The organism is Microcoleus sp. ARI1-B5, assembly GCF_036705795.1.
Taxonomy (GTDB): domain Bacteria; phylum Cyanobacteriota; class Cyanobacteriia; order Cyanobacteriales; family Microcoleaceae; genus Microcoleus.
In genome coordinates this window covers 47,769-72,492 of sequence record NZ_JAUBVK010000008.1, presented here as the reverse complement: position 1 = coordinate 72,492, position 24,724 = coordinate 47,769, and the positions used below count along the sequence as shown (strand labels likewise).

Below are 24,724 nucleotides of genomic sequence, written 5' to 3'. Positions count from 1 at the left end.
TGAAGGTGTAGTTGGACGGCAGCCCTGTTATCTCTGCACCATCAAGGTGAATACCGTTGGGTTAAAGTTTTTTGTCATTGCGAGGAACAAATTATTTGTAGGGTGCGTCAAAGTAAAAATTGTACCCAAAAAATATCGAAAATCTCACAGCTCCGCACACCCGCGACAATATTAATGAAACAGCCCTGCTATCGCGCAATAATTCTGGCAAAATCGATCGCACTCCTCAACAAGAACTTTTGCATCAAGCTCATTCCTATTCTCTGGCAATACGTGGATTCATTATCACCAGTGTTTTGCTCTATTTTGTAGGTATCGGTTCCTTTGTTGCTGGCAAATTTCCAGAAGGAACAATTAACACCGCCAGCGAGTCAACACTCAAGATCCTGTTTGTGCTCGTCAAGCTCGATCGACAAAACACCGATCGCCTATCCGAACAATTCACAGACCAAGACTAACCACAGTATAACTGCTGGGGCGATCGCACTCTCAGGCAAAATCGGGCCGGGGCGATCGTCCGCCAGCTTATATCATCCGTCATTTGCCGGACATGATTGATTAAAATGTGTGGCACTACTGATTAGATTCCGGGCGATTCTGGCGCTTGTTCTGAATAAACTGTTCCAAATCCGCGATCGCATCTTCAAAATCCGACAAATTAATTTTCGCAGGTTTAGCCTTCTTCGGCGGGCTCGAAGGCTGACTCGCAGACTTAGCTTGAGGCTGCGGAGGCTGAGGCTGTGCCGCATCAGGGTTGGAAGCTTCTATATAATCAAACAATTCATCCAGGGACTGAAAAAAAGCTTGAGCCGAGGCCCGGCGTGAATCTTTCAAATCATCCTCATCCATCATAAGCCACTCCATAGACTTCAAAACTTGCCGAAAAACTCGCGATCGCCCGCGCGTGCAGATATTAGACCTCAAAACCCCAATCAGCTAAAACCCTTTATAACTCTCACTTTTATCCGAGGCTTCTTCCCCCTAAATCCCCCTTAAGAAGGGGAGTAGGGGTCGACTTTGAGAAGAATCCTGTCCCCCCCCTTAAGAAGGGCTTGACAAGGGGAACTTCGATCGCCTCTTGTTCCCCCCTTAAGAAGGGGGGCTAGGGGGGATCGGGGCTATAGCATCAAACAGTAGACCGGCCCTGCATTTGACTTTAAGTTGACACCAATGGCCTTGTCACCCATCAATCTGTACTTAACTTTACACCCACCTACAGGGTGATGGGAGACTTGGCGCACAGCCAGCTCAACATAATCAACCCTAAAAAAATCTGAGTTACCGTCTAATTAACCCTAGTCTAGTCGAGAATAAGGACACAGGACTTATGCAACTATTACCGCTGTTCAAGGGTTGCGATCGCAACGCACCACCTCCAAAGGACGGACAGACGGTGTTTTTTGCTTGAGTCCTAAGATTTCAAAGGCATTAGGAGATTTTAAGGTGACTCAAGGATTTGATTACGATTTAGCAATTATCGGCGCCGGTGTGGGCGGGCACGGGGCCGCCATACACGCGGTTAGCTGCGGGCTGAAAGTGGCAATTATCGAAGCGGGCGACATGGGCGGGACTTGCGTCAACCGCGGCTGCATTCCCTCCAAGGCGCTGCTGGCGGCTTCCGGGCGGGTGCGGGATTTGCGGAATGCCCACCACCTCAAGACTTTGGGCATTCAGTTGGGAAATGTGGATTTCGATCGCTCTTCGATCGCCAATCACGCTAACACTATTGTTAGCAAACTGCGCGGCGACTTAACAAACAGCCTCAAACGTTTGAACGTCGATGTCATCCAAGGTTGGGGCAAAATTGCCGCTGCTCAAAAAATTACAGTCGAAACCGATAAAGGCGAGAAAACTATTACCGCCAAGGATATTATTCTCGCTCCCGGTTCAATTCCCTTCGTCCCTCCGGGGATAGAAATTGACGGCAAAACAGTATTTACTAGCGATGATGCTGTCAGACTGGAATCGCTACCGAAGTGGATTGCAATTATTGGCAGCGGTTATATCGGTTTAGAGTTTTCGGATATTTACACGGCCTTGGGCTGCGAAATTACGATGATTGAAGCTCTAGATCAATTGATGCCGACTTTTGACTCGGATATTGCTAAGTTAGCAGAACGAGTGTTAATTGCACCCCGCGATATTGAAACAAAAGTTGGTTTGTTGGCTAAGAAGATTATTCCCGGTTCGCCCGTAATTATTGAATTAGCTGATTTCAAAACTAAGGAAGTTGTCGAAATCTTGGAAGTTGACGCTTGTTTGGTAGCAACTGGCCGAGTGCCGGTGAGCAAGAATTTGGGGTTAGAAGCTGTTGGCGTGGAAACGATGCGCGGTTATATTCCAGTTAACGATAAGATGCAGGTTTTGGCTGCGGGAGAACCGATCGCGAATTTGTGGGCGATCGGCGATGTTAACGGCAAAATGATGTTAGCGCACGCTGCATCTGCTCAAGGAATTGCCGCCGTCGAAAATATTTGCGGCCGCACTCGCGAAGTTGACTATTTGAGCATCCCGGCGGCGGCTTTTACTCACCCAGAAATTAGCTATGTGGGGATGACGGAACCTGCGGCGAAGGAGTTAGGAAAAACCGAAGGGTTTGAGGTTGCTTCTGTCAAGAGTTATTTTAAGGGAAATTCTAAGGCTATTGCGGAGGGTGAAACCGACGGTATGGCTAAGGTGATTTACCGCAAAGATACTGGGGAATTGTTGGGAGTTCACATTTTTGGTTTGCACGCTTCGGATTTGATTCAGGAGGCGGCAAATGCGATCGCCCAGCGGGATTCTGTGAACACTTTAGCATTCCGAGTTCACACGCACCCGACGCTTTCGGAAGTGTTGGATGAGGCTTTCAAACGGGCGGCCGGAGCGGCGGGCGGTCATTAATTTGTAGGGGCGGTGTTTCCAAAGCGCCTCAACTTAAGTCTAAACACTTGATAAATCTCGTTTACATCCCAGTCTCGATCCCCCTAAATCCCGCTTAAGAAGGGAGACTTTGAAATCCATTTCCCGGCTTTTTGACAGGGGCTTTGAAATGCTCTTGTCCCCCCCTTCTTAAGGGGGGCTAGGGGGGATCGAGCGGTTTATTGGAACAACAGGAGACTGGTACTATATTTGACGTGTTTGTTGACGCCAATGTGCGATCGCGATCGCCCCTTTTTGAGAATTGTGTTTAAATGGAACTAAACCAGCGAAAAGAACTATTTAGTAAAGCTTACGTGCGCGCTGTGGCAGCAGTGGCTGGGTGTTCGGTAGATCAACCAGAAAATGATTATGATAGCGTTGACCTTTGTATCAAGGCTGTCGATCGCGATCCAGTACAGCCGCACCGCCTCGAATTGCAGTTAAAATGTACGTCAAGAGATGTACTCAATGCCCAATATGTTCGATATCAGCTCTTCGGTCAAAAATTACAACGACTTGAGAGTCACTGCCTTTATTCCCCGCGTACTGATTGTAGTTTTAGTACCGGAAAATATCGGGGAATGGATACAACAGTCAGAACAGGAAATGTTGCTCAGGCATTGTGCCTACTGGTTATCTTTGCGGGGAATGCCGGAAACTCAAAATACCAGTCGCGTGACTGTTGAGTTGCCCCGCAGCAATGAGTTTACAGCAGAGGCTCTACAGTCCATTATGCAGCGCATTAGCCAAGGAGATATTCCATGAAAGTAACTGTACGGGATTTAGAAGTTTTTAAGAGTTTAGATGTGAATGTAATCATAGCATATTTACAAAAAAATGGCTGGCACGAACACAGCCGAATTTATGAAAATAAAGGAGCGATTTGGGTTAAGAAAAATGATGCAGGAGATTTGTTTGATATTGGCCTGCCTTTGACAAGGGAGTTTGCCGATTATCCAGCTCGCATGGGAGATGCTGTCAAGACGCTGGAAGCGGCAGAAAATCGTTCTCAGTTAGAGATTTTAAGCGATTTAATTACTTCGTTAGACAATACTGAGATTCAGGGATTTGTTGTGAAGGTCGATCGCGAAAATGGGGAGAAAATGGCTAAGGTTGCGATGATGGGATTTGTGGTGGGCAAGTTGCGGAAAATCTATGTTGAACTTAAAGAGACTGATGGTAAATTAGCACTGAAAGCCTATCAGGAAAGAATTCCTGTCACTTGCGGCGGCGATTTTGTCAAAGAAGGCGGATATTTTGCTGTAAAAAATCTGCGGGAGTTTGCTTTGATGGCAGAGGAAGAAGGGAAAGGAGATGAAAGTACGCGCGGCGTAGCTATCCCGTAGGAAATCGCCCGTATTTAGGGCGGCGGTAGAGTGCCGATCGCATTTTGGGCTAATTCGAGAAATTCTTCAGCTTGGGCGATCGAATCTGTGGCTTGCTCGATCGTAACGGCATCAAGTTCGCCGTAATCTCCAGCATTTCGCAATTCCTGAGCTCTGATGAGGTATTGGTGAAACTTAACAGGAACTCTTCCTGTACGAGCAAATTCTCGGCCAAAGGCACTAATGACTGCGGAATGTTTAGAAAAAGATAGTCCTTCACCTTCTAAAAATGCTTCGGCGATATAAAACATAGTGTAGTAGGCGCGAGAGGCTGCATAATCCGGGTATTCGCCATCTAACATTAACTTAGCCGCTGAAAGGCTTTGACGAGCTTTGGCGAGTAAGTTTAATTGAGCCGATGTCATATTAAAATTCCCTCTTTACGGATATTTCTGAGCAAAGGGCCTTGATAATTAGTGAATTTTTCTTCATTCATAAACTGGCAGCTAATCACTTCATCATTTTGCAGCGACAAATCTGCTACTATCTGAAGAGTTCTATCAATTTCTTCGCCCGCTTGGACTGGCGCTTTCAGAACTACTAACACATCTATATCTGAGTCGGGATGTGCATCGCCTCGCGCTTGGGAGCCGTAAAGCACCATTTGGGTGAGGCGATCGCCGTAAAGTTGCTCGAAGTGCGATCGTAACTGAGTTAGTATGTTCTTAAGTTTATCGTTAATGCTCATATTTGTTATAAAGGATTGGAGGGCGATCGCACTTTGACTAATTCACTTAAGATTAGATATTTTTCAGGAACCACTGTTAAGAATTACCTCAGCAATGTCTTGGCGTGTAGCACCGAAGATAAGCAAGGTGCGAATCAGGAGATCCAGGGAAGTGGAAGGATCGCCAGCTTCCATTTTAGCAACTCTTGACTGGCTAGACTTAATTTTCTGGGCCAGCTCATGCTGAGTCATCTGTTGGCTAATCCGGTTTTGTTTGATGGCTTTACTCAGTGCAAGTTTCATTTCTATGAAAGCAATTTCTTCTGATGAAAGTCCGAGAAATTCCTCTACTGTCCCGATAGTCCATCCTGCTGCTTCTAAGCGTTGGCGTTTAGCTATGTCCATAAAATACCTTCTAGATTTAACTTGAAATTTCGTCGTATTGCTTCAAGCGCTTTTTACATTTTTCAATTATCGGATCCGGTGTTTTGTTCGTGGTTTTGTTAAATACATCCACTATAATAATAGCATCTACATCAATTCGATAAATGATGCGCCAATCCTTGCTTGTCTGTGAATCGGCTAAACGGATTTCGTGACAATGAGATCCGATGCTTGGCATAGGGCGAGAGAATGGCATGGATAGGCTTTCACCATCCTGTAGCTTTCGCAGCAGAAATCCCGCTTGAATACGCGCATCAGTAGAAAATGGCGGTGTTTTTACTTCCCCACTAAGCCAGACAAGGGGTTTGCTTTCCGAATCTACCATCTATATTTTGGGTTTTTTTAGATTTTATGTCAAATCAGACATATTGGCAATGCAGCTTGCCTTATAAAGAGAAGGTCGATCGTACTTCAATCAGAATGTTGCAAATTTGGCTGACTTTTAGCAATAATAAAAGGAGATTCTAGGTCGATCGACCAGTTTTCATCAATAACTTTGAGATTGGGATCTAAAATTAGAGTCAGTTCGCCAATTTCATCATCTCCCTGATCGCTAACTAAGTTGTTTTCGCCAGCCGATAAATTGGCTTTGAGTAAAAATTTAAGTTTAATCCAGTTAGAAGTGGAAGGGTTGTTGATGATATTCGTGCCGATCGATCGGGCGATTAACTCAGCCTGACTATAGTTTGTCTTATGAATGGTTGTCAAAGCGGTAAAAATTCCCTAGGGTGTTGAATAAACAGAATTAGTGATACTCAAAAAAAGAGCGATCGCACTTCAATAATAGAAGGGCGATCGCTCTTTCAGCAGCTAAGTCAATTATCAGAAATACCAGAACAACATAGCCTATGCTTAGCATTCTCAGGTCGTGGATTTAAAAGACTACTGGGGTTTAGCTGCTTCAACTATAGCGTGAACCATCTTAATTGCCTCTGTGATAGGTATTTGACCACTTTCGACAGCCCTCATTAAATCATGAGCCCTTTGAGGGGTAATTAGATTAAGCCTAACTGGTTCTTTCAAGGAAACGATAAATTTTGTCTTGTCACTGTCTTCAAGCTTAAGCTTAGATTCTCCTTCTTTTGCTTCAATCTCGCTTAGCTGTTTTTTTAACTGTTTGAGAATTTCTGCTTGTTTCCCTTCGTTGAAAGTGCCATCCAAGAATATCCTCTTTGCTCCAACGAGAGCTGCTGCACCTAATGCTGCACCGCCAACAACCAATCCTACTGGGGGTGCAACCGCTATTAGCCCAAAAAATATGGCTTGACCGCCGAAAGCCGCAACAGCAGCACCAGCAGCACCAGCACCTACCACACCAATCCCAACATCAGCTAAAATTCCTAACTTATCATGAGGATTTTTTTCCAATTCCTCGATCGCTTTAAGGATTTGCTCCTTAGTTACGGTTTTATTTCCTGACATATTAAGCCTCTTGATTTTTTCAGCTTTTGTTTTTTAAGCAGTGATAACGTTGCGAAAAGCTGCATTGAAAACATCAATCAGTAGTTGAAAAAACAATTGGGCGATTTGAATAAAGTCTTGTGTTACTCCAACTATGCCATCTACTTGACGATAGCCTTGATCTAGTCTATGTCCAGCGATCGCACCAACAGTTATACCTAGCACTGCTGCCAATGGCGCTAACACTGGGCCGATAACTGGTACTGAACGTACCAATAGTCCCACAGCAACTCCTAGAGCAATGCCCGTAGCTAAATTAGGATGTGCTTTGACAAACTCGATAATTTTGAGCAGAATAATTTTCCCTACAGCCAAAACTTTGTTACCAGATTTTTTCGTGTAGCTAGCCAACTCGTGCAATCTGATGGTGACTTCGTGGGGCAAGCCGAGATCGTTTAACCAGACATACAAATCGCTACTACTCATTGAATCGGCATCTACTTGCCAGAGAACCATTTCTAAGTTTGCTTGGGGGAGGGATAATGCTTGTGCAGTCATTTTTTTTCTATGGGAAAGCTATAAAAGTGCCTCTTAAATATGATTGTGACTATAAAATCTCAGTCTTGTCCAGTCGGAAAAAGTCGGATTAAGTAGGCACTTTTATATCATTTGTCATGTACCCACGCCAGAAAAAGCTGGACAAACTCGATCGGGCAGGGCCGGAAAAAGTCGGATCGAGTAGGATATAATAGGCAAAACCCCAGCATCTACCCGACCTATGGACGTTCAAGAAGTCTTAAAACTTGCCGACGACCTAGTTTTTATCAATACGGGAAAACACTTAGACAATCTGCAAGAGGTGATACTGCGGGGAACTTTACAAGGTCAGAAATACTCAAAAATAGCAGATGAATCTCACTGTAGTGAAGGTCACATTAAAGATATTGCCTCTGCATTATGGAAGCTACTATCAGAAGTATTAGGCGAAGAAGTCAATAAATCAAATTTTAGAGTCAGATTGGAACAAGTAAAATTATCAAATCTCTGGAACTTCAATAAAGATTTTGTACACATTGGTAACGTCAATTTCTGTGAAAATAATTTACACTCATCAAAAGTTCCCAATTCACCAACCGATGAAGAACCTCTAAACAAAGGCAACACTGAACCACAATTGCGTCAATTCTTAGCTGAAATGCCTAAGTCTGGAATTTTCTACGATCGCACCTCCGAACTCACCACCCTCAAACAGTGGATTCTACACGAAAACACCCGCCTACTCGCCATACACGGCCTAGTAGGCATTGGCAAAACCGCGATCGCCGCCCAACTTGTCGAACAAATCAAACATGAATTTGATTTCGTCATCTGGCGAAGTCTCGCCACATCTCCACCCCTGCTAATACTTCAAAAAAATATAATTCAATGTTTCTGTAGGGGCGGTGCCCCCGTGCCCGCCCCAAATACCGACGGCGTGCCCGCCCCTTACCCAGAAGAAGGGGCAACCACAGGGGGATTGCCCCTACTGGAATACTTGCAAAAATACCGCTGTCTGCTGATACTTGATGACGTACAAATGGTGAATAGCAGCGGACAACTGGCTGGCAATTACCAACCTGGATATGAAGATTACGGCAGGCTATTCAGACAGGTAGCAGAATTATCTCACAATAGTTGTTTAGTTTTGCTCAGTTGGGAAAAACCCAGAGAAATCGCCGCATTAGAAGGCAAAAACCAGCCAGTGCGATCGTTACAAATCAATGGTTTAGGTGCGGGCGCGGGGGAAATCCTCAGAGAAAAAGGTTTAGCTGAAGATGCAAAATGGTCAGAACTAATTGAACAGTATAGCGGTAATCCCTTGTGGTTAAAAATAGTTGCTACAATGATTCAAGATTTATTTGACGGCAGCCTAGCGGAATTTTGGTCTGACGGTACACTATTTTTAGGCGATCTAGAATCTTTACTGCATCAGCCATTTAATCGCTTATCCGAGTCAGAAAAACAGGTGATGTCATGGCTAGCGAGTGAAACCGCGCCAGTTTCCCTCTCCAAAGTGCCAGAGAATCTGCAATTATCTCGATCGCAATTTTTGAAAGTTATGCAATCCTTGGGACGGCGTTCATTAGTTGAAAAAATCCAGGAGGGCGATCGCACATTTTTTACCCTTGCACCCGTACTAAAAGAGTATGTCAAAATTAACTATTCCCGCCCAAACAGTGAGTAATAAAAATTATATAGCAAATCCCGGTAAGGACACGGCAATGCCGTTTCCCTACAGTGAATTTTCGGAAATTTGGAAATGTGCGATCGACCTTTGTTTATTGAATTAGCTTTTCAGTCCTCTTTTAGAGGACTTTTGCTATGAGACGGGGGTTTTCAACCCCCGGCGGACTTGCGGGTTAGCGCGGGGATTTTGGAGGCCCAAAAGTGCGATTCACGCTCGGGATAGCTACGCTCGCGCGTACTTTATCAACAATTTTTTATAATGGAATCCAATCCAATTTATCAATCCATTCTTCAGCTTCCGAAGTCTCCCAAACTATCACAATTTCTTCGGCCCATCTGCCTAAACTTGCACTTGGACGCACCCAAAACAGTCCCCAAATTTGTCCTCCCGTCGCCCAATATTCCTCCAAATGTCCGGGAATACTTTTGCGGTTATCCGTTATCAATAGCCTTTGCGATGATTCCAAATAGCTGATGATTTCTGGATCGAGGGTTCCTAATGGCGGTGCATTTGCGTCGCCCACCCGCAAAATATCTATCTCCGGCTGGAGATGCAATACAGCACTTTTAAGCTTAGGCAGCCAATTTTCATCGAGTAAAAAACTAATTTTCACTTGAGTAAAAGTAACTCCTGTTCTCGTTGTGCTTTGATTGCTCTCAAACGTTTGACTACATCAGAAGGTTCCTTAGCCAACCATTCCTGATAGCGTTCTTCCCGCCACTTCGCCAGCCGCAACATATAAGCATCCATCTGCCTGCGATTGTGCAGATAATAAGTTAGCGTCGCGTAAATTTTCTCTAAATTCAAACTTGGTAATTCTTCCAGAATTTGGTCGGGCGAATATCCATCCAAGTAATATTTAATCACGTCGTCGATGCCGATCCGATGTCCTTTGATGCGGATGTCATCGGGGTCTAGAAACTCAAAATAGTCTTCTAGTTGCATCGGTTTATCTCCGAATACTTAGTCGATCGCATTTTATCATAAATTGAAAAGGTCGATCGACCTTATATAATAGAAACTTGTTACGATCGCCCTTTATCCCCCTTAGTATGATTCAAATCCGCCGCCGTCCGCCCAGCACCTCAGTCTCCGTGCTCTACCTCAGCTACGAAATCGCCGTACCCGACTCCAAGCCCCGGCACATCCTCGAAGAAATCGTCTGGGAAAAAGAAGCTGAAGTAGCCCAAAAGCGCGATCGCACGCCCTTAGCCGATCTTCACAAAAAACTCCCGTTTGCACCGCCCGTGCGCGACTTCCTCAGTGCCCTCAAAAACGGTAAAACCACACCCGCTATCATCGCCGAAGTTAAAAAAGCTTCCCCCAGCAAAGGCGTAATTCGCGAAGATTTCGACCCGGTAGCGATCGCGATCGCATACCAAGAAAACGGCGCCAGTTGCATCTCCGTACTCACCGATGAAAAGTTCTTTCAAGGCAGCTTCGACAACCTCGCTAAAATCCGTGCCGCCGTCGATTTGCCCCTACTTTGCAAAGAGTTTATTATCTATCCCTACCAAATCTATCTCGCCCGGATTAGCGGCGCCGATGCTGTATTGTTAATCGCCGCCATTCTATCTGACAAAGACTTACAATACTTTGTGAAAATTGTCAAGACTTTGGGCATGACAGCTTTAATCGAAGTTCATACTCTCGAAGAGCTCGATCGAGTATTAACCCTAGAAGGAGTAAACCTGATCGGCATCAACAACCGCAACCTCGAAAACTTTTCCGTCAGCCTAGAAACCACGGGTCAACTATTAGCCGATCGCCAAACCCAAATCCAAGGAAAAAATATCCTCACCGTCAGCGAGTCAGGAATCCACACTCCCGACGACCTAACTCAAGTTGCCAAGGCCGGCGCCGGGGCCGTCCTCATCGGCGAATCCCTAGTCAAACAACCCGATCCGGGCGCTGCTTTAGCCTCCCTTGCCAAAACGCATCCCGGCGCATGACTCGGCGAGACCGCTTGACAAACACCCCTTAATTCTGATAAAAATTGATTGAGTAGGTAAATAATCAGCATTTCTAGCCTGCATCGACTCAAGCGCTTAACTGAAAAAAAATAGCACTCAAAGCTATATTGCGTAGAAATATTTTGCCAGAAAGCAATTAAATCTATTCGCTCTCGCCAGTCGATCGCACAATTTAGCGTTACCAACGCACCCAGCGCCGAAGATTCGATCGGCAAAGCAGGGGTTTTTGTACGGCTAGAAAAAACATCAAAAGTCGGGCATCTAATGTTCACCTGTGATGCCCCATGCAATTGCAATGGGGTGTCGGTTCACTGAGGTATGTTAGCTTTCATGGAGCCAATTCCCCTTCCTTCGTACATTCATTATGAATTGCTACTTCAATTGTTAGAACGCAAAACGATGTTTGCTGTCAGTCCACAATCGCCCCAGCAGCAACAAGTTCACCAACTTATTATTACCCTGCGCAAAGCCCTGGCCATTCAAAAGCAATTAGAACAAAGCTGCGAGCGATCGAACTTAGCAGTAGAACACCGCTGGTCTTTAAATGAAACTAACCACAGCGGAGTTAAAAGTTAAAAAACTTAGAGTATTAACCGATCGTATTTGATTTATTCTGTAGAACTCCCACAGAAAAAGTTAGGACAATATCATGGACGACAAATTAATGCTGATGATTCCCGGCCCGACGCCGGTGCCGGAAGCGGCTTTGCTGGCGATGGCAAAACACCCGATGGGCCACCGCAGCAAGGAATTTGACGCGATTTTTGCAGAATGTACCGAAAACCTGAAATGGCTGCACCAAACCAGCGGCGACGTGCTGAGTTTGACTGTTTCCGGTACCGGCGCGATGGAAGCTGGGATAATTAATTTCTTGAGTGCGGGCGATCGAGTTTTAGTCGGATGCAACGGCAAATTTGGCGAACGCTGGGCAGAAGTCGCGGTCGCTTACGGTTTAAACGCGGAAATTATCAAAGCTGAATGGGGCCAACCTTTAGATCCGGAACACTTCCGCGAAAAACTCGAAGCCGATACCGACAAGCAAATCAAAGCTGTCATCATCACTCACTCGGAAACCTCCACCGGCGTTCTCAACGACCTCGAAACCATCAACCGCCACGTTAAAGCCCACGGCGAAGCTTTAATTATGGTCGATGCTGTCACCAGTTTAGGCGCTGTCAGCATACCGATGGATGATTGGGGAATCGATGTCATTGCTTCGGGTTCTCAGAAAGCTTACATGATTCCTCCGGGTTTGGGTTTTGTGGCCGTCAGTCCCAAAGCTTGGGAAGCTTACAAAACTGCTAAATTGCCCCGCTATTATTTAGATTTGGGCAAATATAGCAAAGACGCTGCCAAAAATACGACTCCTTTTACTCCGCCGGTCAATATGTTTTTTGCGCTGCAAGCATCGCTGCGGATGATGAAAGCAGAAGGGTTGGAAAATGTTTTTGCCAGACACAAACGGTTGATGACAATTACCCGTGCGGCCGTACAAGCTTTGGGTTTGCCGTTGTTTGCCGCTGACGGTGCCGCCAGTCCTGCAATTACCTCCGTGATGCCACCTGCATCCGTAGACGCTCAAAAAGTGCGGACTTTGATGAAAAAGAGATTTGACATTGCTCTCGCCGACGGACAAGACCATTTGAAAGGTAAAATCTTCCGAATCGGTCATTTGGGCTTTGTGTGCGATCGCGATATTCTAGCAGCAATTTCCGCCCTCGAAGTCGTGGTGCGAGAATTGGGTCATGAAGGCTATACTCCTGGTGCAGGCGTTGCCGCTGCTGCGAAGGTTTTAGCCGAATCCTAATCTCAGTTATTAAAGGATTTTGGATTTTGGATTTTCTCTAAAATCTAAAATCCTTTTAATATGCTTGGGACAACCAATCAAAGATTTTATCCAACTGTTCTAAAGTGACTAAACCGTATTGCCACAGAACCATCGGCAAGGAATTAGGGTCTCGATCGCGTTGCCGCTGTTTGTCGCCACCGCGTTCGGCGACAGCAATTGACGCCGGAGAAATTGCCAAATCTTCTTGTAAAAATCGAATTAATCTAGTGTATGTAGCGGGTGCCATGTGATTTCGCCTCCATGTATAGGACACCATTTTCTGATGCGAACCTGATGTTTTTGATTACTAATAAGCCAGTTTTAAATCTGTCTTTTAACCGTCGATAGCTGTTTTAACAGTATTAGCGGTTGTTGAAAATGCAAAACTTAGTGCTGAGTGCGACTGTAAAGCCAACCTTTCCCAAAAAGCGAAAGGTTTTGCAATTTTGCTGATGCTGGTCCGATCGCTCGAGCGATCGCGATCGAACCTAAACTGAATACCTCGGCATCTTGCAGCGCGAATCTGAATAAATCCTGCTACCTAAAACTACTAAACCAGGTTCAGAGTTTAACTTCATCTACCCAAATGCAGAATCCGCAAATCTACTTCCCCAAAATTGGTTAGATATTTCGATCGAACCCCAAGCGGCTACCAGAAGTTCACTGGGCCAATTAATTTGGCTCGTAGCATCTTACTTCAGATAGGTTTAGTAGATTTAGGTCGAACCTGAGAAGTTCCAGAGAATTTCTTTTCGTACCCAAAGCCCGAGCGGCTGAGCATCGTCTCTCAGGATTGGTAACGAGTCGCTGACTCGTCTCATACCTGCGACCAACAATCTACAGCTTCTGCAAACAAGCTCAAGCCCAGACTGACTGAGATTGACATAGTAGCAAATCTTTTGGTCTTTGTGCTGCATCTTACATTAATAATTTAACAGATTTTATCAATTTTTGTAAAGTTTCTAAATTTTTGCCGGATTTACCGAAGCCGAACTCAGCCGATTCAGAAGAGGAGGAGTGACCTCAGAAACCCGGTTTCTACGAAATTTTGTGTTTATTGACGAGAAATATGAGAAGAAACCGGGTTTCTAGCCCCATGCGCCAGCCCTGAAAATGCCGGAATTGTTACTGGAAAAACTCGATTTCAATCCGATCGCCCACTTTGACACCGAGTTCAGCAGCTCGCCCGCCCCGGAGTTCAATAACTCGATCGACAGCAGTATCGGGCCCGTAGGTAGGACAAGGATCTGCAGTACAAGGAGGTGCAGAAAGTTCGATCGCCTCAACCACCCCATTCCGCAGAAAAATCATATCCAGAGAAATCTTGCAATTTTTCATCCAAAAATTGACCGACCGCGCCGATTTAAAATCAAACAGCATTCCTCTGTCATCCGGCAAAGAAGTTCTGTACATTAAACCCATAGCCTGCTGTTCCACTGTTTTCGCCACTTCGAGTTCGATTGGGCGATCGGCTATCCGAGCTCTAGCAGAAACAGGCAGCACTTGGCCCGATGTTGTCGCCCTCGGAGACTGCGAGGTCAAAATACCAGTAGCACCAGCATCTGCGACAGGTAAAGTCGGCGAACATCCCAGCAAAAATAGAATTACCCCAATACTCAGAAAATTAGCTAAATAACTCATAATGATTTTAGATTTTAGATTTTAGATTTTAGATTGGCAATAGGACCTTGGACCTTGGACCTTGGAACTAGCCAACAGTCAACAGTCAACAGTCAACAGTCAACAGTCAACAGTCAACTGACTGCTTCAAGCTTCGCGCATCACGTAGCCAACACCGCGCACGGTCTGAATCAAGCGCTTTTCGCCCTCATCTTCAATTTTGAGCCGCAGATAGCGGATGTAAACCTCAATTACATTCGACTCGCCCAGAAAGTCGTAACCCCAAACATTTTCCAGAATTTGTTCCCGAGTCAAAACCTCGCGGGGATTTTCCATCAAATACTTTAGCAGCTCAAATTCCTTCATCGTCAGGTCGATCGCCCGTCCATTGCGCAGGGCCCGCCTAGAGGCCAAATCCAAAACTAAATCGCCAAACCTCAATTGTTCGTTGCTGCCGTTATCCGGCTGCAAATACAAGCGCACCAACTGCAAAAACTCCTCAGTGCGGTAAGGTTTGAGAAAATAATCGTCCGCGCCAGCTTCTAGACAAGCTACGCGATCGTCAACTGTATCGCGACCGATCAATAGCAGCACCGGCACCCGATTGCCACTACTTCTGAGGTGAGAACACAGTGACAGCCCCGACTCTGGCCCGAGTATCCGGTCAATTACAATCAAAGCTGGGTGCAATTCACGGGCTAAATGTTGGCCGGTGGCGGTATTAGAAGCCACTACAGGTTCGTAGCCGGAGGATTTTAAGTCGAGACTCAAGTGTCCGGCGAGAACTTCGTCTGTTTCAACCAGCAGGACACAGGGATTGCGATCGAGAGTAATTGCAGCCATTGAATTGACCTGTGAAGACCATAACTGTTCTAGCACGTTTGAGGCTTGTTGGCGGTTGGCGGTTGACAGTTGGCTGTTATTAGACTTCTCCTAAAAAGCAGATTTTGAACAGGCAGGATGCCTGTTCCACGATAATTATGGGAGATGTCTATTCGTTATGGGTTATTTGCGAGTTGCTACCCATTACCAATTCCCAATTCTACAATGCCCCATGCCCCATGCCCAATTCCCGATGCCCCATGCCCCATCCCTCCGCTTCGCTCCGCCCAATTCCCAATTTAAATTATGACAATCATCGTATTCGGCAGTATCAACATCGACCTAGCAGCAAAAACTCCCCGGTTGCCCCAACCTGGGGAAACAATCATCGGTAGCAATTTTTTCACGGCCGGCGGCGGCAAAGGAGCAAATCAAGCCGTCGCGGCCGCCCGTCTCGGCACTTCTACTAACATCATCGGCCGCGTCGGTAACGATAAATTTGCTGAAGAATTATTGACTAATTTACAATCTTATGGTTTAAGTACAGATAATGTATTAATAGACCAAAACACTCATTCAGGTGTGGCAATTATCGCCGTAGACGAGACAGGTCAAAATAATATTATTGTGATTCCGGGCGCGAATAACAATGTCGGTGAAGCAGATATAGAACGTCTCAAAAAACTCTTAACAGCAGCTACATCTTTGCTGTTACAGTTAGAAATTCCCCTGGAAGTTGTCCAAAAAGCTGCGAAAGCTGCTCGTCAAGCGGGGGTGCGAGTTATTCTCGATCCAGCACCGGCTAGGGCGGATTTGCCGATCGAACTTTATCCGCTAATTGACATTATGACGCCGAATGAAGTGGAAGCGGGTCAGTTAGTCGGTTTTCGGGTGAATGACACGGAAACCGCGATTGTAGCTGCCAAACAGTTGCAGGAGCGCGGTGTCAAGAATGTTATTGTCAAATTGGGCGATCGCGGCGCTATTGCTGTTACTGCAGAAGAAACCTTTTTTGTACCGGCTTTTGCTGTGGAGGCGATCGACACTGTGGCTGCTGGCGATGCTTTTAACGGCGGGTTGGCCTCTGCATTAGATGCCGGTCTGTCCTTGTCAGAGGCGGTGCGGTGGGGCGCAGCAGCGGGCGCTCTGTGCACAACTAAAGTGGGTGCTCAAGGTGCTATGCCCGATCGGGCAACTTTTGATAATTTTTTGCAGAATTTAATTTGAATTGGTCAGGTGCGCGTTAGTTGAATTTGTCAGGTGCGGAATGCGCGCCCTACTTTGACTTGTAAAGCGCGCATTAGTTGAATTGGTAATTTGTCAGGTGCGGAATGCGCACCCTACTTTAACTATTTTTATTTAATCGCCGTCTTTGAATTCTTTGGCTAGGCGATCGAGTCTGTCGTTATTTTCTTTCGCCAACATGACCAGCAAGCTAACAATATTTGTTGTTAAGCCGCTAGTGGCGGTAATTGTTCCTTCTGGAACTTTGCCAAAAAACAACAATCCGATGCCTAAAATATTGACAAAAGTGCTGGCAATGATGAGTACAAGAGTTGCGTGAGAAATCAAAGGCGCTTGTTGATGCCCACTGTCTGGAATAATCTTGCGATCGAGCTTGGCAGAGTCATCGGAGGATGGTGCTTGCTTGGGAGGTAATTTATTGTCCGACATTTGTCTAAATTCCACTCTACAATCCTATTAAAAATCAAGCAAGGTTGAGTTCAGAGTCGATCGCGAAGGTTGAGCGAGTTGACTTGTTGGTTGACTTGTAGTTGAGATTAAATCTATAATTCGACTTAGTAATTTTCTGTAGAGGCATCATGGGGCGATCGCTCAAAGTTTCTCCAGGGTGGATCGAACAAGTCAAATCGGCTTTAGGACGCAACGGCTTTCCGAGTCAGAAGGCTTTGGCTGAAGAATTGGACATTGGGCTATCCACAGTCAAGAAATTTCTGACGGGACAACCTGTTGATTACTCATATTTTCTGGAAATTAGCGGAAGATTGGGGTATGAATGGAGAAATATCGTATATATAGACGAAACTATCCCTAAGCCTCTCTTCGAGGAAACCTCAGCTTTCATCACTGGCACTCCCATCACTCATCCGCGCTACTTTTTCGGGCGGCAAAAAGAACTAAAACGCCTATTCGACTTACTCAAACGCCGTCCCCTGCAAAATGCTGCCATTATCGGCAAGAGGCGCAGTGGCAAGACTTCTTTGCTGCACTACTTGAAAAATATTACCACCACCCCAACAGAACAGTTGCGTTCCGGTCAAAAATCTGACTGGTTGCCCTCTCCAGAAAACTATCGTTGGATTTTCGTAGATTTTCAAGATGCGCGACGGCAGAGTCGGGAAGGGCTGCTGCGCTACATTTTAGAATCCCTAAAAATGCCAGTACCTAACCCTTGCGACTTAGATAGATTTATGGATGCGGTTAGCAGTAATTTACGTCAGCCTACAGTCATCCTATTAGATGAAATTGGGGCAGGATTGCAACGCTGTCCCGAATTAGATGATGGGTTTTGGGAGAGTTTGCGCTCTTTGGCGACTAACCAAACCAATGGGAATTTAGGCTTTGTCTTGGCAACTCCAGAATTGCCGATCGACTTAGCGCGCAGCACCGGGCATAGTTCGCCTTTTTTCAATATCTTTGGATATACCACAACTCTGGGAGCTATGACTGAAGCTGAAGCGCGCGAGTTGATAGCCAGTTCGCCCATTCCTTTTCCGGCTGAGGATGTCGAGTGGATTTTGACTCAAAGTAAATGCTGGCCTCTGCTGCTGCAAATCCTTTGTCGAGAACGATTATTTAGTCTGGAACATGGGGAAATGGGGGATAAGTGGCGTGAAGAAGGGTTACAACAGATGCAGCCCTTCACTCATTTATTTTAGAAACTTGTCTAGCAATACTCCGGACAGTTTTTGGAACGATACTACAAGTTTTACAGGGCAAGGATCATAAAAAAGTCGAATTAAATGTAAGTCAGGGGTGGAGCTGACATTGATTTAATTATCCACAGTGGCTCAAAGTCAAGCGAGCATAAGCCATTGGGCCATATAAAAACAGTCCGGACTATTGGTCTAGGGCTCGTTATATTTATGAAACTACTCAAAATTAAGTAAGTAAAGCAATTTGATCGCAAGCCCTCGCATTTATCTGTGGGCTCAATCTAAAATCTAAAATCTAAAATCTAAAATCGGATGACCTCCCCAAATGTGCCGCGCAACGCCTACACGAATGCACCGGAAAAGCATCCCAACCTAATTCTGGGTAGCTTGCAATTGCTGTTCTGGCTTTTCTTTCGTCCCTCGGCTTGGCGAAACTATCTCAAGCGCAATCCAGCTTTGGGGAAATTACTAATAGAAGTATTCCTAGTCGTGCCTGTTCTAGCCAATTCAATTGTTGTTGCCTTCGTACTTTGGTTATTAGGTGCGCCAGTAGAAAAGATTGCGTCGGGCGTAGTGTTAGGTGTGGTGTCGAGCGTGGTGTCGGGCGTGCTGTTGACCAGCTTGGGGTTGATCTCACGAAAGGACAAGAAGTTGAACGTGGCGCTCGGCATAGCGTCGGGCATGTTGTTGGGCATGTTGTTGGGCGTAGCGTGGGGCATGGCATCGCACTGGGTGTGGGGCGTGGCATCGAACTTTATGGGGGGCGTGGCATCGCACTGGGTGTGGGGCGTGGCATCGAACTTTATGGGGGGCGTGGCATCGAACTTTATGGGGGGCGTGGCATCGAACTTTATGGGGGGCGTGGCATCGCACTGGGCGTGGGGCGTGGCATCGGACTTTTTCTGGGGCTTGGTGCCGGACGTGAGGTCGGAGCAGTGCCCCGTGATGTTCGAGTGGAAGAAAGAAAACTTGCGCTGGTGGCTCGGGACGTTGAGCCAGTGCCGCGTGATATGGGAGTGGAAGAGATGGGACTGGAGCTGGTCTATCCCGGTGGATGGGCGGATGCTGGTGTGGTTGCCAGTAGTGTGCAGCGCGGTGTGGGGTACGATCAGGTACCTGTGGGGCGTGGTGAGGAACGTGGTTTGGGGCGTGGTGAGGAACGTGGTGTGGGGCGTGGTGAGGAACGTGGTTTGGGGCGTGGTGAGGAACGTGGTGTGGGGCGTGGTGGTCGTGGTGTGGGGCGTGGTGGTCGTGGTGTGGGGCGTGGTGGTCGTGGTGTGGGGCGTGGTGAGGAACGTGGTTTGGGGCGTGGTGGTCGTGGTGATGGGCGTGGGCTTGGTGGTCATAGCCTTATGCCTGCCAGTGGCACTGTATCCCTTCCTAACAGGATGGAATATTCTGCTCTACCAACTCGATAAACAACCCACAGCTACTAAACCCAGTTTCTTACGTCGGCATTCTGCTTTCTGGTATGAGTGGCAGGGCCTTCCCCTACAAGGCTTAGACCAGCACATTCTCTTAGTAATGAGGCGGAATCCAGAAGAGGGCCAAGCTGCACTCAAGTATTTAAACACAAGCCGCCAGCGTTGGGCTGCACAAGCTGTAGAAATTGAACTTAATGCACCGAAATTAGAATGTTGTAAAGATGTAGCTGCTATCGGTAACGCCTACCGCAATCTAGTCCTTGTAGAACTGAATAGTCCAGTTAGTCCTCTCCTAAGTAGGTTTAGTCGCATCAGCGAGGATGTAGCAGCAGCCCTCAACCAAAATAGTGCTTACAACCAGCGTTTAGCCCTCAGTACTGTAGCAGAAAGATTAAATGGTTTAATTTTTCAAGAATTGACCCGCAGTGGTGACAAATATGCAGTACGTTTTCGCCCTATTGCACATAGTTGGTATGAAATTGTCACCAACGAGGTACAATTTGGACTTGATGCACGGGAATTAGAACGTTGTACGGATGTAGCTGCTATCGGTGACGCCTACCGCCATCTAGCCCTTGGAGAACTCAATAGTCCAGTTGATTCCCTCTTAAGTAGCTTTAGTCGCATCAGCCAGGACGTAGCAGCAGCCCTCAACCAAAACAGTGCTTACAACCAGCGTTTAGCCCTCACTGCTGTAGCAGAAAGATTAAATGGTTTAAGTCGAGAATTGACCCGCAGTGGTGACAAATATGCAGTACGTTTTCGCCCTGTTGCAAATAGTTGGTATGAAATTGTCACCAACTATGTGCAAGAACAGGCGAAAGCAGTTGAACTACGACAAGAAATCAACAACCCTTATATCATCGGCGTACCCCTGACAGAACAACAGGAAATATTCACCGGACGTACTGATATTGGCACGCGCATGGAGCAATTACTGCTAGACCGCCGCCGCCCTCCTTTGTTACTCTACGGTCAGCGGCGCATGGGCAAAACTTCCCTACTCAACAACTTGGGGCGCTTGCTACCCAGCAATATCATTCCCATGTTTGTAGACTTGCAAGGCCCAGTTTCATCAGCAAGTGATTCTGCTGGGTTTCTCTACAATATCGCTAGGAGTATGGCAGACTCAGCCAAGCGCCAAAGTGCGTTAACTGTTCCATCTCTTAAGCGCGAAACACTGCAAGATGATCCTTTCACCCGCTTTGATGAATGGCTGCGCGAAGTAGAAAAAGCGCTACAACAAAATATTGCCCTGCTTGCCTTCGATGAATTCGAGGCGCTAGATAATGCCATCACAAAAGGACGCTTTGATGAGGAGGATGTTCTGGGAATGTTGCGTCACCTGATTCAACATCGTCCCCGCTTCAAAGTGCTGCTAGCTGGTTCCCATACAATAGAAGAATTTCAGCGTTGGGCTAGCTATTTAATCAATGTCCAAGTCGTTCACATCAGCTACCTGAAACAACCCGAAGCGCGTCAACTAATTGAGCAACCCGTCCAAGATTTTACCCTGCGTTACGAACCCAATGCGGTCGATCGAGTTTTGCAACTCACCCGCTGTCACCCTTTCCTAATCCAACTCCTCTGCGCTGAAATTATCGCACTAAAAAACGAGCAAGATCCATCTATCCGCCGACTCGCAACTTTAGCCGATGTCGAAGCAGCAATCCCAGAGGCTTTAAGTGTTGGGAGTTTCTTTTTTGCAGATATTCAAAACAACCAAGTAGATGCCGCAGGATTAGCTATTTTGCAGTTTTTGGCAGCACGAGGAGAAGGGGCAACAGTCAGCCGACCAACTATTTTGCAACACTTTCCCGATAAATCCGATGCTCTCAATTTACTTTTGCAACGCGAATTGATTGAGGAAGTTAGTGAGGGCTACCGTTTCCAAGTAGAATTAATTCGCCGCTGGTTTGCATCATCCTAATTTTTTTGATTAACCGCAGAGAACGCAGAGGACACAGAGTTTTTATTCTTAGAGATTTTGTCAGGTGCGCTAGGCGCACCCTACTTTAACTTTAAAAATCAACCCTTCGGTCGCTGAATAATTGTTTCAACTACCCTGCGCTTGACTTTTGGATCGATACCAATCAGCCGCACGTATTCGCCGCCGTGTTCCGCCAAACAATTTTCTAAAGATGCAACCACATCTTTTTCCTGTGCTGTTTGAATCGTCGCGCAACTTTGCCAAGAACCAGTTTTAAATCGGCGATTATCTGCATATTCCATGCCTATTTTGCAGCCTCTTGCTAACAACTGCTTTACTTGTTCCAATACCTCGGAACTCAGCCGCGCTGCATGACCGTTACCCTCTTCAGAACTTGGCTCGACGTAAGCTTTATAATATTTGGACGACGGGTCGTTTAATTGACTTGGCGTTGGCGCAGCAGCAGCAGCATTGGGGGTTCCTTTAACGTTGAACAGGCGCGATTGGTTGTATTCATCTACTAAGCGCATTTCCTGAATCCGCTTTTGTTGGCCCACCATCAAACTGCCCATTTCTATTAAATGAGCGAGGCTGAAATTCGGGTTCGGAAAATCGGGCGCTGCTTCCACAGTGTTTACCAAACGCTTGGAAACTCGCTCGATTCCTATTTGGTGAATGAATTCGCGGACTTGTTCGTCGTAAATGCGCGATCGCAAAGCGCTAAAAAAGTCGATCGCCTGATCGGGAAAATTATCGACTAACCCCACAATCTCAGTTTTTGACAATTTGTCAGACTCAAAAATTCCCCCAACAATCCCAATTTTATCATCCCGGCTCGGTTCCCAATAATACTTTTCCATCCGCCCGTCGCGAATCAGCGGCGCGTACAGCGTAGAAAAATCATTTCCCGTGACAATAATCGGCACTCTGTGCAGCGGCGTGCTGTCATAACTTCCCGGTAACTGCACGTTAGTTGGATTATCAGCAATATTCATCAGAGTGGCATTGACCATCTGAGTATTGACAGTATATTGAGTAGTAGAATCGAACCTGCCAGCACCAGCATCCAAATCGTTAATAAAGATGGCGCACATCTCGCCGCGCACGCGAATTTGCTCCGCAGCTTCCCGGTAGCGCAAGCGAATTAAACGCGCCGGATCTCCTGCATCCGGGCTTTCTAATTCGCCGCCAGATATCATCACCGGTTCAAAGCCCATCCGCCGAAAAACCAGTTCGGTTTGAAAAGTTTTGCCTTCTCCTTTGCGGCCGTGAATTCCCAAAATTAGGGGTACTCTTACTCCGGGCAAATTTAAAAAGTTTTTAGTAATGTGCACCGCAACGCGATCGAGAAAGTCAGGAGAAATGTAATAACTCATCAGTAGATTTGTCAGGGATTAATTGCTGTTACTGTTATGATTTTATGACAAAAGTAACAGGCTGCACCGCTAACCTGGATTTTTACCGTACAATCGAGGTCTGCATATTATTTGTTAAGGAGCGATTCGTGAGTCCAGAAACCTTACTAAAAGAACCGATCGTGCAAGCCGAAGCCAGTCCCTTCAGTTCTGAGAGCTTCGACAGCTATGTAATGACAACTTACGGGCGTTTTGCGATCGCCCTGGAACGGGGCCTCGGCTGCCGCGTTTGGGATACCGAGGGTCGCGAATATCTCGATTTTGTGGCGGGTATTGCTACCTGCACTCTGGGACACGCCCACCCGGCAATGATTGCAGCGGTAACTAAGCAAATTCAGACCCTGCACCACGTTTCTAATCTTTATTATATCCCCGTACAGGGCGAGCTGGCGAAGTGGCTTGTAGACCATTCTTGCGCTGACAGAGCCTTTTTTTGCAACTCCGGCGCGGAAGCTAATGAAGCGGCAATTAAACTCGCTCGCAAGTACGCTCACGAAAAATTACATATCTCGAATCCGACAGTCATTACCGCTGTTGCTAGTTTCCACGGGCGGACTTTGGCGACAATTACGGCGACGGGACAACCTAAATATCAGAAGGGTTTTAGCCCGTTGGTGCCGGGATTTCACTACGTGCCTTACAACGATATTAGTGCGATCGAACAAGCGATCGAGGAACTCGACAAAGACGAACGCCAAGTGGCTGCAATTATGCTGGAAGCGCTGCAAGGTGAAGGCGGAGTTCGCCCGGGAGATATCGCCTATTTCCAGCGGATTCGGGAAATTTGCGACGAAAAAGGCATTTTGCTGATTCTCGATGAAGTGCAAGTCGGAATGGGACGCAGCGGCAAATATTGGGGTTACGAAAACCTGGGTATTGAACCGGATATCTTTACCTCGGCGAAGGGGTTGGGCGGCGGTATCCCGATCGGCGCTATGCTGTGCAAGTCTCACTGCGATGTATTTGAACCGGGAAGTCACGCTAGCACTTTCGGCGGCAATCCTTTTGCTTGCGCTATAGCTTTGTGCGTGTGCCAAACTTTGGAACGGGAAAACCTTCTGGAAAACGTCCAGCAGCGCGGAGAACAGTTGAAAGCAGGCCTCAACAAGCTGGCGGCGGCATATCCGCATTTGATTGCTGAAGTGCGCGGCTGGGGCTTGATTGTCGGGTTGGAATTGCAGGCTGATATTGAACTGACATCGGGCGATATCGTGAAATCTGCGATCGCCGCTGGTGTGCTGTTGGTTCCCGCCGGGCCGAAAGTGCTGAGGTTTGTTCCGCCTCTGATTGTCTCTGCTGCTGAAGTCGCTCGGGCTTTGCTTGCAGTTGAGGAAGCGCTGCGCTCTCAAGCGGTACATTAAATCTACTGGGTTGATTTTTGTGAGCTGTAGCGCTGCAACTTGCACAATATGCAGAGGCGCTATTCCTGAGAAACCCGGTTTCTTTCGAGATTTCTCGTTACTAAACCCGATAGTTTCCCAGAAACCCGGTTTCTTAGCCTCATATTGTGTTCGATCGATTAACCGCAATCTATCAGATGCGTCCGCAAAAGCGGACTTCAGTCCGCAGCGTTTTGCGGACTGAAGTCCGCTTTTGCGGACAAATCCGGCAGATGCGTCCGCAAAAGCGGACTTCAGTCTGCAGCGTTTTGCGGACTGAAGTCCGCTTTTGCGGACCTTTTTTGTGATGGTAATCGACGGGACATGATATCAGTCCCGATCGGGATAAAAGTAAAGCCGCTCCGCTGCAAGTCAGTCGGGGCGGGTTTTATCCAGTTTAGGAATTGCCCG

Annotated in this window: 27 protein-coding genes and 1 pseudogene; 13 read left to right on the top strand and 15 right to left on the bottom strand. The window is 46.7% G+C overall.

All coding sequences use genetic code 11. The features are described 5' to 3' along the window. Positions 1-119: 119 nt before the first annotated feature. A complete protein-coding gene (locus tag QUB63_RS14805) occupies positions 120-458 on the top strand; it encodes a hypothetical protein (protein ID WP_332946014.1) in 339 nt (112 codons plus the stop codon). A 115-nt stretch (positions 459-573) separates the two neighbouring features. On the opposite strand, the gene QUB63_RS14800 is transcribed toward QUB63_RS14805, so the two are convergent. Next, on the bottom strand, positions 574-864 hold the full coding sequence (locus QUB63_RS14800; RefSeq protein ID WP_332946013.1) for a hypothetical protein: 291 nt from the start codon (positions 862-864) through the stop codon (positions 574-576). Positions 865-1,443: 579 nt separating this feature from the next. Here QUB63_RS14800 and lpdA point away from each other — a divergent pair. The 4 genes and pseudogenes from lpdA (at position 1,444) to QUB63_RS14785 (ending at position 4,247) form a co-directional block, all read left to right on the top strand. Continuing rightward, the gene (gene lpdA / locus QUB63_RS14795; RefSeq protein WP_332946012.1) at positions 1,444-2,883 is read left to right on the top strand and encodes a dihydrolipoyl dehydrogenase; all 1,440 of its coding nucleotides are present in this window, start codon (positions 1,444-1,446) and stop codon (positions 2,881-2,883) included. Positions 2,884-3,173: 290 nt separating this feature from the next. Further along, positions 3,174-3,368 (top strand): annotated as a pseudogene (locus QUB63_RS35040) (DUF4365 domain-containing protein); the annotation flags it as partial. A gap of 1 nt (position 3,369) precedes the next feature. Continuing rightward, entirely contained in the window at positions 3,370-3,666 is a 297-nt protein-coding gene (locus QUB63_RS14790; RefSeq protein WP_332946011.1) for a DUF4365 domain-containing protein, read from the top strand. Further along, entirely contained in the window at positions 3,663-4,247 is a 585-nt protein-coding gene (locus QUB63_RS14785) for a hypothetical protein (RefSeq protein WP_332946010.1), read from the top strand. The genes QUB63_RS14790 and QUB63_RS14785 overlap by 4 nt, the downstream gene beginning before the upstream one ends. Positions 4,248-4,261: 14 nt before the next feature. Here the strand turns inward: QUB63_RS14785 and QUB63_RS14780 are convergent, their stop codons facing one another. From QUB63_RS14780 to QUB63_RS14750, 7 genes are all read right to left on the bottom strand, one after another. Beyond that, complete coding sequence (locus QUB63_RS14780) at positions 4,262-4,651, bottom strand: HEPN domain-containing protein (RefSeq protein ID WP_332946009.1); 390 nt, start codon at positions 4,649-4,651, stop codon at positions 4,262-4,264. Then, positions 4,648-4,974: a nucleotidyltransferase domain-containing protein gene (locus tag QUB63_RS14775; protein WP_332946008.1), complete on the bottom strand. Its 327-nt coding sequence runs from the start codon at positions 4,972-4,974 to the stop codon at positions 4,648-4,650. Before QUB63_RS14775 ends, QUB63_RS14780 begins: the two co-directional genes overlap by 4 nt. Positions 4,975-5,037: 63 nt before the next feature. Beyond that, a complete protein-coding gene (locus tag QUB63_RS14770) occupies positions 5,038-5,358 on the bottom strand; it encodes a helix-turn-helix transcriptional regulator (RefSeq protein WP_332946007.1) in 321 nt (106 codons plus the stop codon). A 16-nt stretch (positions 5,359-5,374) separates the two neighbouring features. Continuing rightward, on the bottom strand, positions 5,375-5,722 hold the full coding sequence (locus tag QUB63_RS14765; RefSeq protein WP_332946006.1) for a type II toxin-antitoxin system RelE/ParE family toxin: 348 nt from the start codon (positions 5,720-5,722) through the stop codon (positions 5,375-5,377). Between the two features lie 86 nt (positions 5,723-5,808). Next, on the bottom strand, positions 5,809-6,105 hold the full coding sequence (locus QUB63_RS14760; RefSeq protein WP_332946005.1) for a hypothetical protein: 297 nt from the start codon (positions 6,103-6,105) through the stop codon (positions 5,809-5,811). Positions 6,106-6,279: 174 nt separating this feature from the next. Next, complete coding sequence (locus QUB63_RS14755; protein ID WP_332946004.1) at positions 6,280-6,819, bottom strand: hypothetical protein; 540 nt, start codon at positions 6,817-6,819, stop codon at positions 6,280-6,282. 33 nt (positions 6,820-6,852) lie between these two features. Then, entirely contained in the window at positions 6,853-7,356 is a 504-nt protein-coding gene (locus QUB63_RS14750) for a hypothetical protein (RefSeq protein WP_332946003.1), read from the bottom strand. 220 nt (positions 7,357-7,576) lie between these two features. On the opposite strand from QUB63_RS14750, the gene QUB63_RS14745 reads away from it, so the two are divergent. Next, complete coding sequence (locus tag QUB63_RS14745) at positions 7,577-9,022, top strand: NB-ARC domain-containing protein (protein WP_332946002.1); 1,446 nt, start codon at positions 7,577-7,579, stop codon at positions 9,020-9,022. Between the two features lie 256 nt (positions 9,023-9,278). On the opposite strand, the gene QUB63_RS14740 is transcribed toward QUB63_RS14745, so the two are convergent. Further along, positions 9,279-9,638, bottom strand: a complete 360-nt coding sequence (locus QUB63_RS14740) for a hypothetical protein (RefSeq protein WP_332946001.1) — start codon at positions 9,636-9,638, stop codon at positions 9,279-9,281. Further along, positions 9,635-9,970, bottom strand: coding sequence for a DUF433 domain-containing protein (locus tag QUB63_RS14735; protein WP_332946000.1), 336 nt, complete (start codon positions 9,968-9,970; stop codon positions 9,635-9,637). The genes QUB63_RS14740 and QUB63_RS14735 overlap by 4 nt, the downstream gene beginning before the upstream one ends. A gap of 107 nt (positions 9,971-10,077) precedes the next feature. On the opposite strand from QUB63_RS14735, the gene trpC reads away from it, so the two are divergent. The 3 genes from trpC to QUB63_RS14720 all read left to right on the top strand — a co-directional run bounded on the left by trpC (position 10,078) and on the right by QUB63_RS14720 (position 12,805). Further along, positions 10,078-10,977, top strand: a complete 900-nt coding sequence (trpC, locus tag QUB63_RS14730) for an indole-3-glycerol phosphate synthase TrpC (RefSeq protein WP_332945999.1) — start codon at positions 10,078-10,080, stop codon at positions 10,975-10,977. A 351-nt stretch (positions 10,978-11,328) separates the two neighbouring features. Further along, positions 11,329-11,574 (top strand): DUF5340 domain-containing protein, encoded by a 246-nt coding sequence (locus QUB63_RS14725; protein ID WP_293252195.1) that lies wholly within the window; start codon positions 11,329-11,331, stop codon positions 11,572-11,574. 73 nt (positions 11,575-11,647) lie between these two features. Continuing rightward, a complete protein-coding gene (locus tag QUB63_RS14720) occupies positions 11,648-12,805 on the top strand; it encodes a pyridoxal-phosphate-dependent aminotransferase family protein (RefSeq protein ID WP_332945998.1) in 1,158 nt (385 codons plus the stop codon). Between the two features lie 55 nt (positions 12,806-12,860). Here QUB63_RS14720 and QUB63_RS14715 read toward each other — a convergent pair whose 3' ends face one another. From QUB63_RS14715 to nblR, 3 genes are all read right to left on the bottom strand, one after another. Further along, positions 12,861-13,073 carry a DUF2949 domain-containing protein gene (locus QUB63_RS14715; protein ID WP_332945997.1) on the bottom strand — a complete coding sequence of 71 codons (213 nt, stop codon included), beginning with the start codon at positions 13,071-13,073 and terminating at the stop codon, positions 12,861-12,863. Positions 13,074-13,951: 878 nt separating this feature from the next. After that, on the bottom strand, positions 13,952-14,467 hold the full coding sequence (locus QUB63_RS14710) for a DUF192 domain-containing protein (RefSeq protein WP_332945996.1): 516 nt from the start codon (positions 14,465-14,467) through the stop codon (positions 13,952-13,954). A 126-nt stretch (positions 14,468-14,593) separates the two neighbouring features. After that, the gene (gene nblR / locus QUB63_RS14705) at positions 14,594-15,289 is read right to left on the bottom strand and encodes a response regulator transcription factor NblR (RefSeq protein WP_332945995.1); all 696 of its coding nucleotides are present in this window, start codon (positions 15,287-15,289) and stop codon (positions 14,594-14,596) included. A 285-nt stretch (positions 15,290-15,574) separates the two neighbouring features. Between nblR and rbsK the strand changes: the two genes are divergently transcribed. Further along, a complete protein-coding gene (gene rbsK / locus QUB63_RS14700; RefSeq protein ID WP_332945994.1) occupies positions 15,575-16,495 on the top strand; it encodes a ribokinase in 921 nt (306 codons plus the stop codon). A gap of 132 nt (positions 16,496-16,627) precedes the next feature. Here the strand turns inward: rbsK and QUB63_RS14695 are convergent, their stop codons facing one another. Further along, positions 16,628-16,942 (bottom strand): TRADD-N-associated membrane domain-containing protein, encoded by a 315-nt coding sequence (locus QUB63_RS14695; protein ID WP_332945993.1) that lies wholly within the window; start codon positions 16,940-16,942, stop codon positions 16,628-16,630. A gap of 149 nt (positions 16,943-17,091) precedes the next feature. Between QUB63_RS14695 and QUB63_RS14690 the strand changes: the two genes are divergently transcribed. Together QUB63_RS14690 and QUB63_RS14685 are read left to right on the top strand one after the other, a co-directional pair. Continuing rightward, the gene (locus QUB63_RS14690) at positions 17,092-18,168 is read left to right on the top strand and encodes an ATP-binding protein (RefSeq protein WP_332945992.1); all 1,077 of its coding nucleotides are present in this window, start codon (positions 17,092-17,094) and stop codon (positions 18,166-18,168) included. A gap of 309 nt (positions 18,169-18,477) precedes the next feature. Beyond that, positions 18,478-21,519, top strand: a complete 3,042-nt coding sequence (locus QUB63_RS14685) for an AAA family ATPase (protein WP_332945991.1) — start codon at positions 18,478-18,480, stop codon at positions 21,517-21,519. 98 nt (positions 21,520-21,617) lie between these two features. On the opposite strand, the gene QUB63_RS14680 is transcribed toward QUB63_RS14685, so the two are convergent. Then, positions 21,618-22,895 carry a ribulose bisphosphate carboxylase small subunit gene (locus QUB63_RS14680; RefSeq protein ID WP_332945990.1) on the bottom strand — a complete coding sequence of 426 codons (1,278 nt, stop codon included), beginning with the start codon at positions 22,893-22,895 and terminating at the stop codon, positions 21,618-21,620. Positions 22,896-23,023: 128 nt separating this feature from the next. On the opposite strand from QUB63_RS14680, the gene QUB63_RS14675 reads away from it, so the two are divergent. After that, complete coding sequence (locus tag QUB63_RS14675) at positions 23,024-24,295, top strand: aspartate aminotransferase family protein (protein WP_332945989.1); 1,272 nt, start codon at positions 23,024-23,026, stop codon at positions 24,293-24,295. Positions 24,296-24,724: the final 429 nt, after the last annotated feature.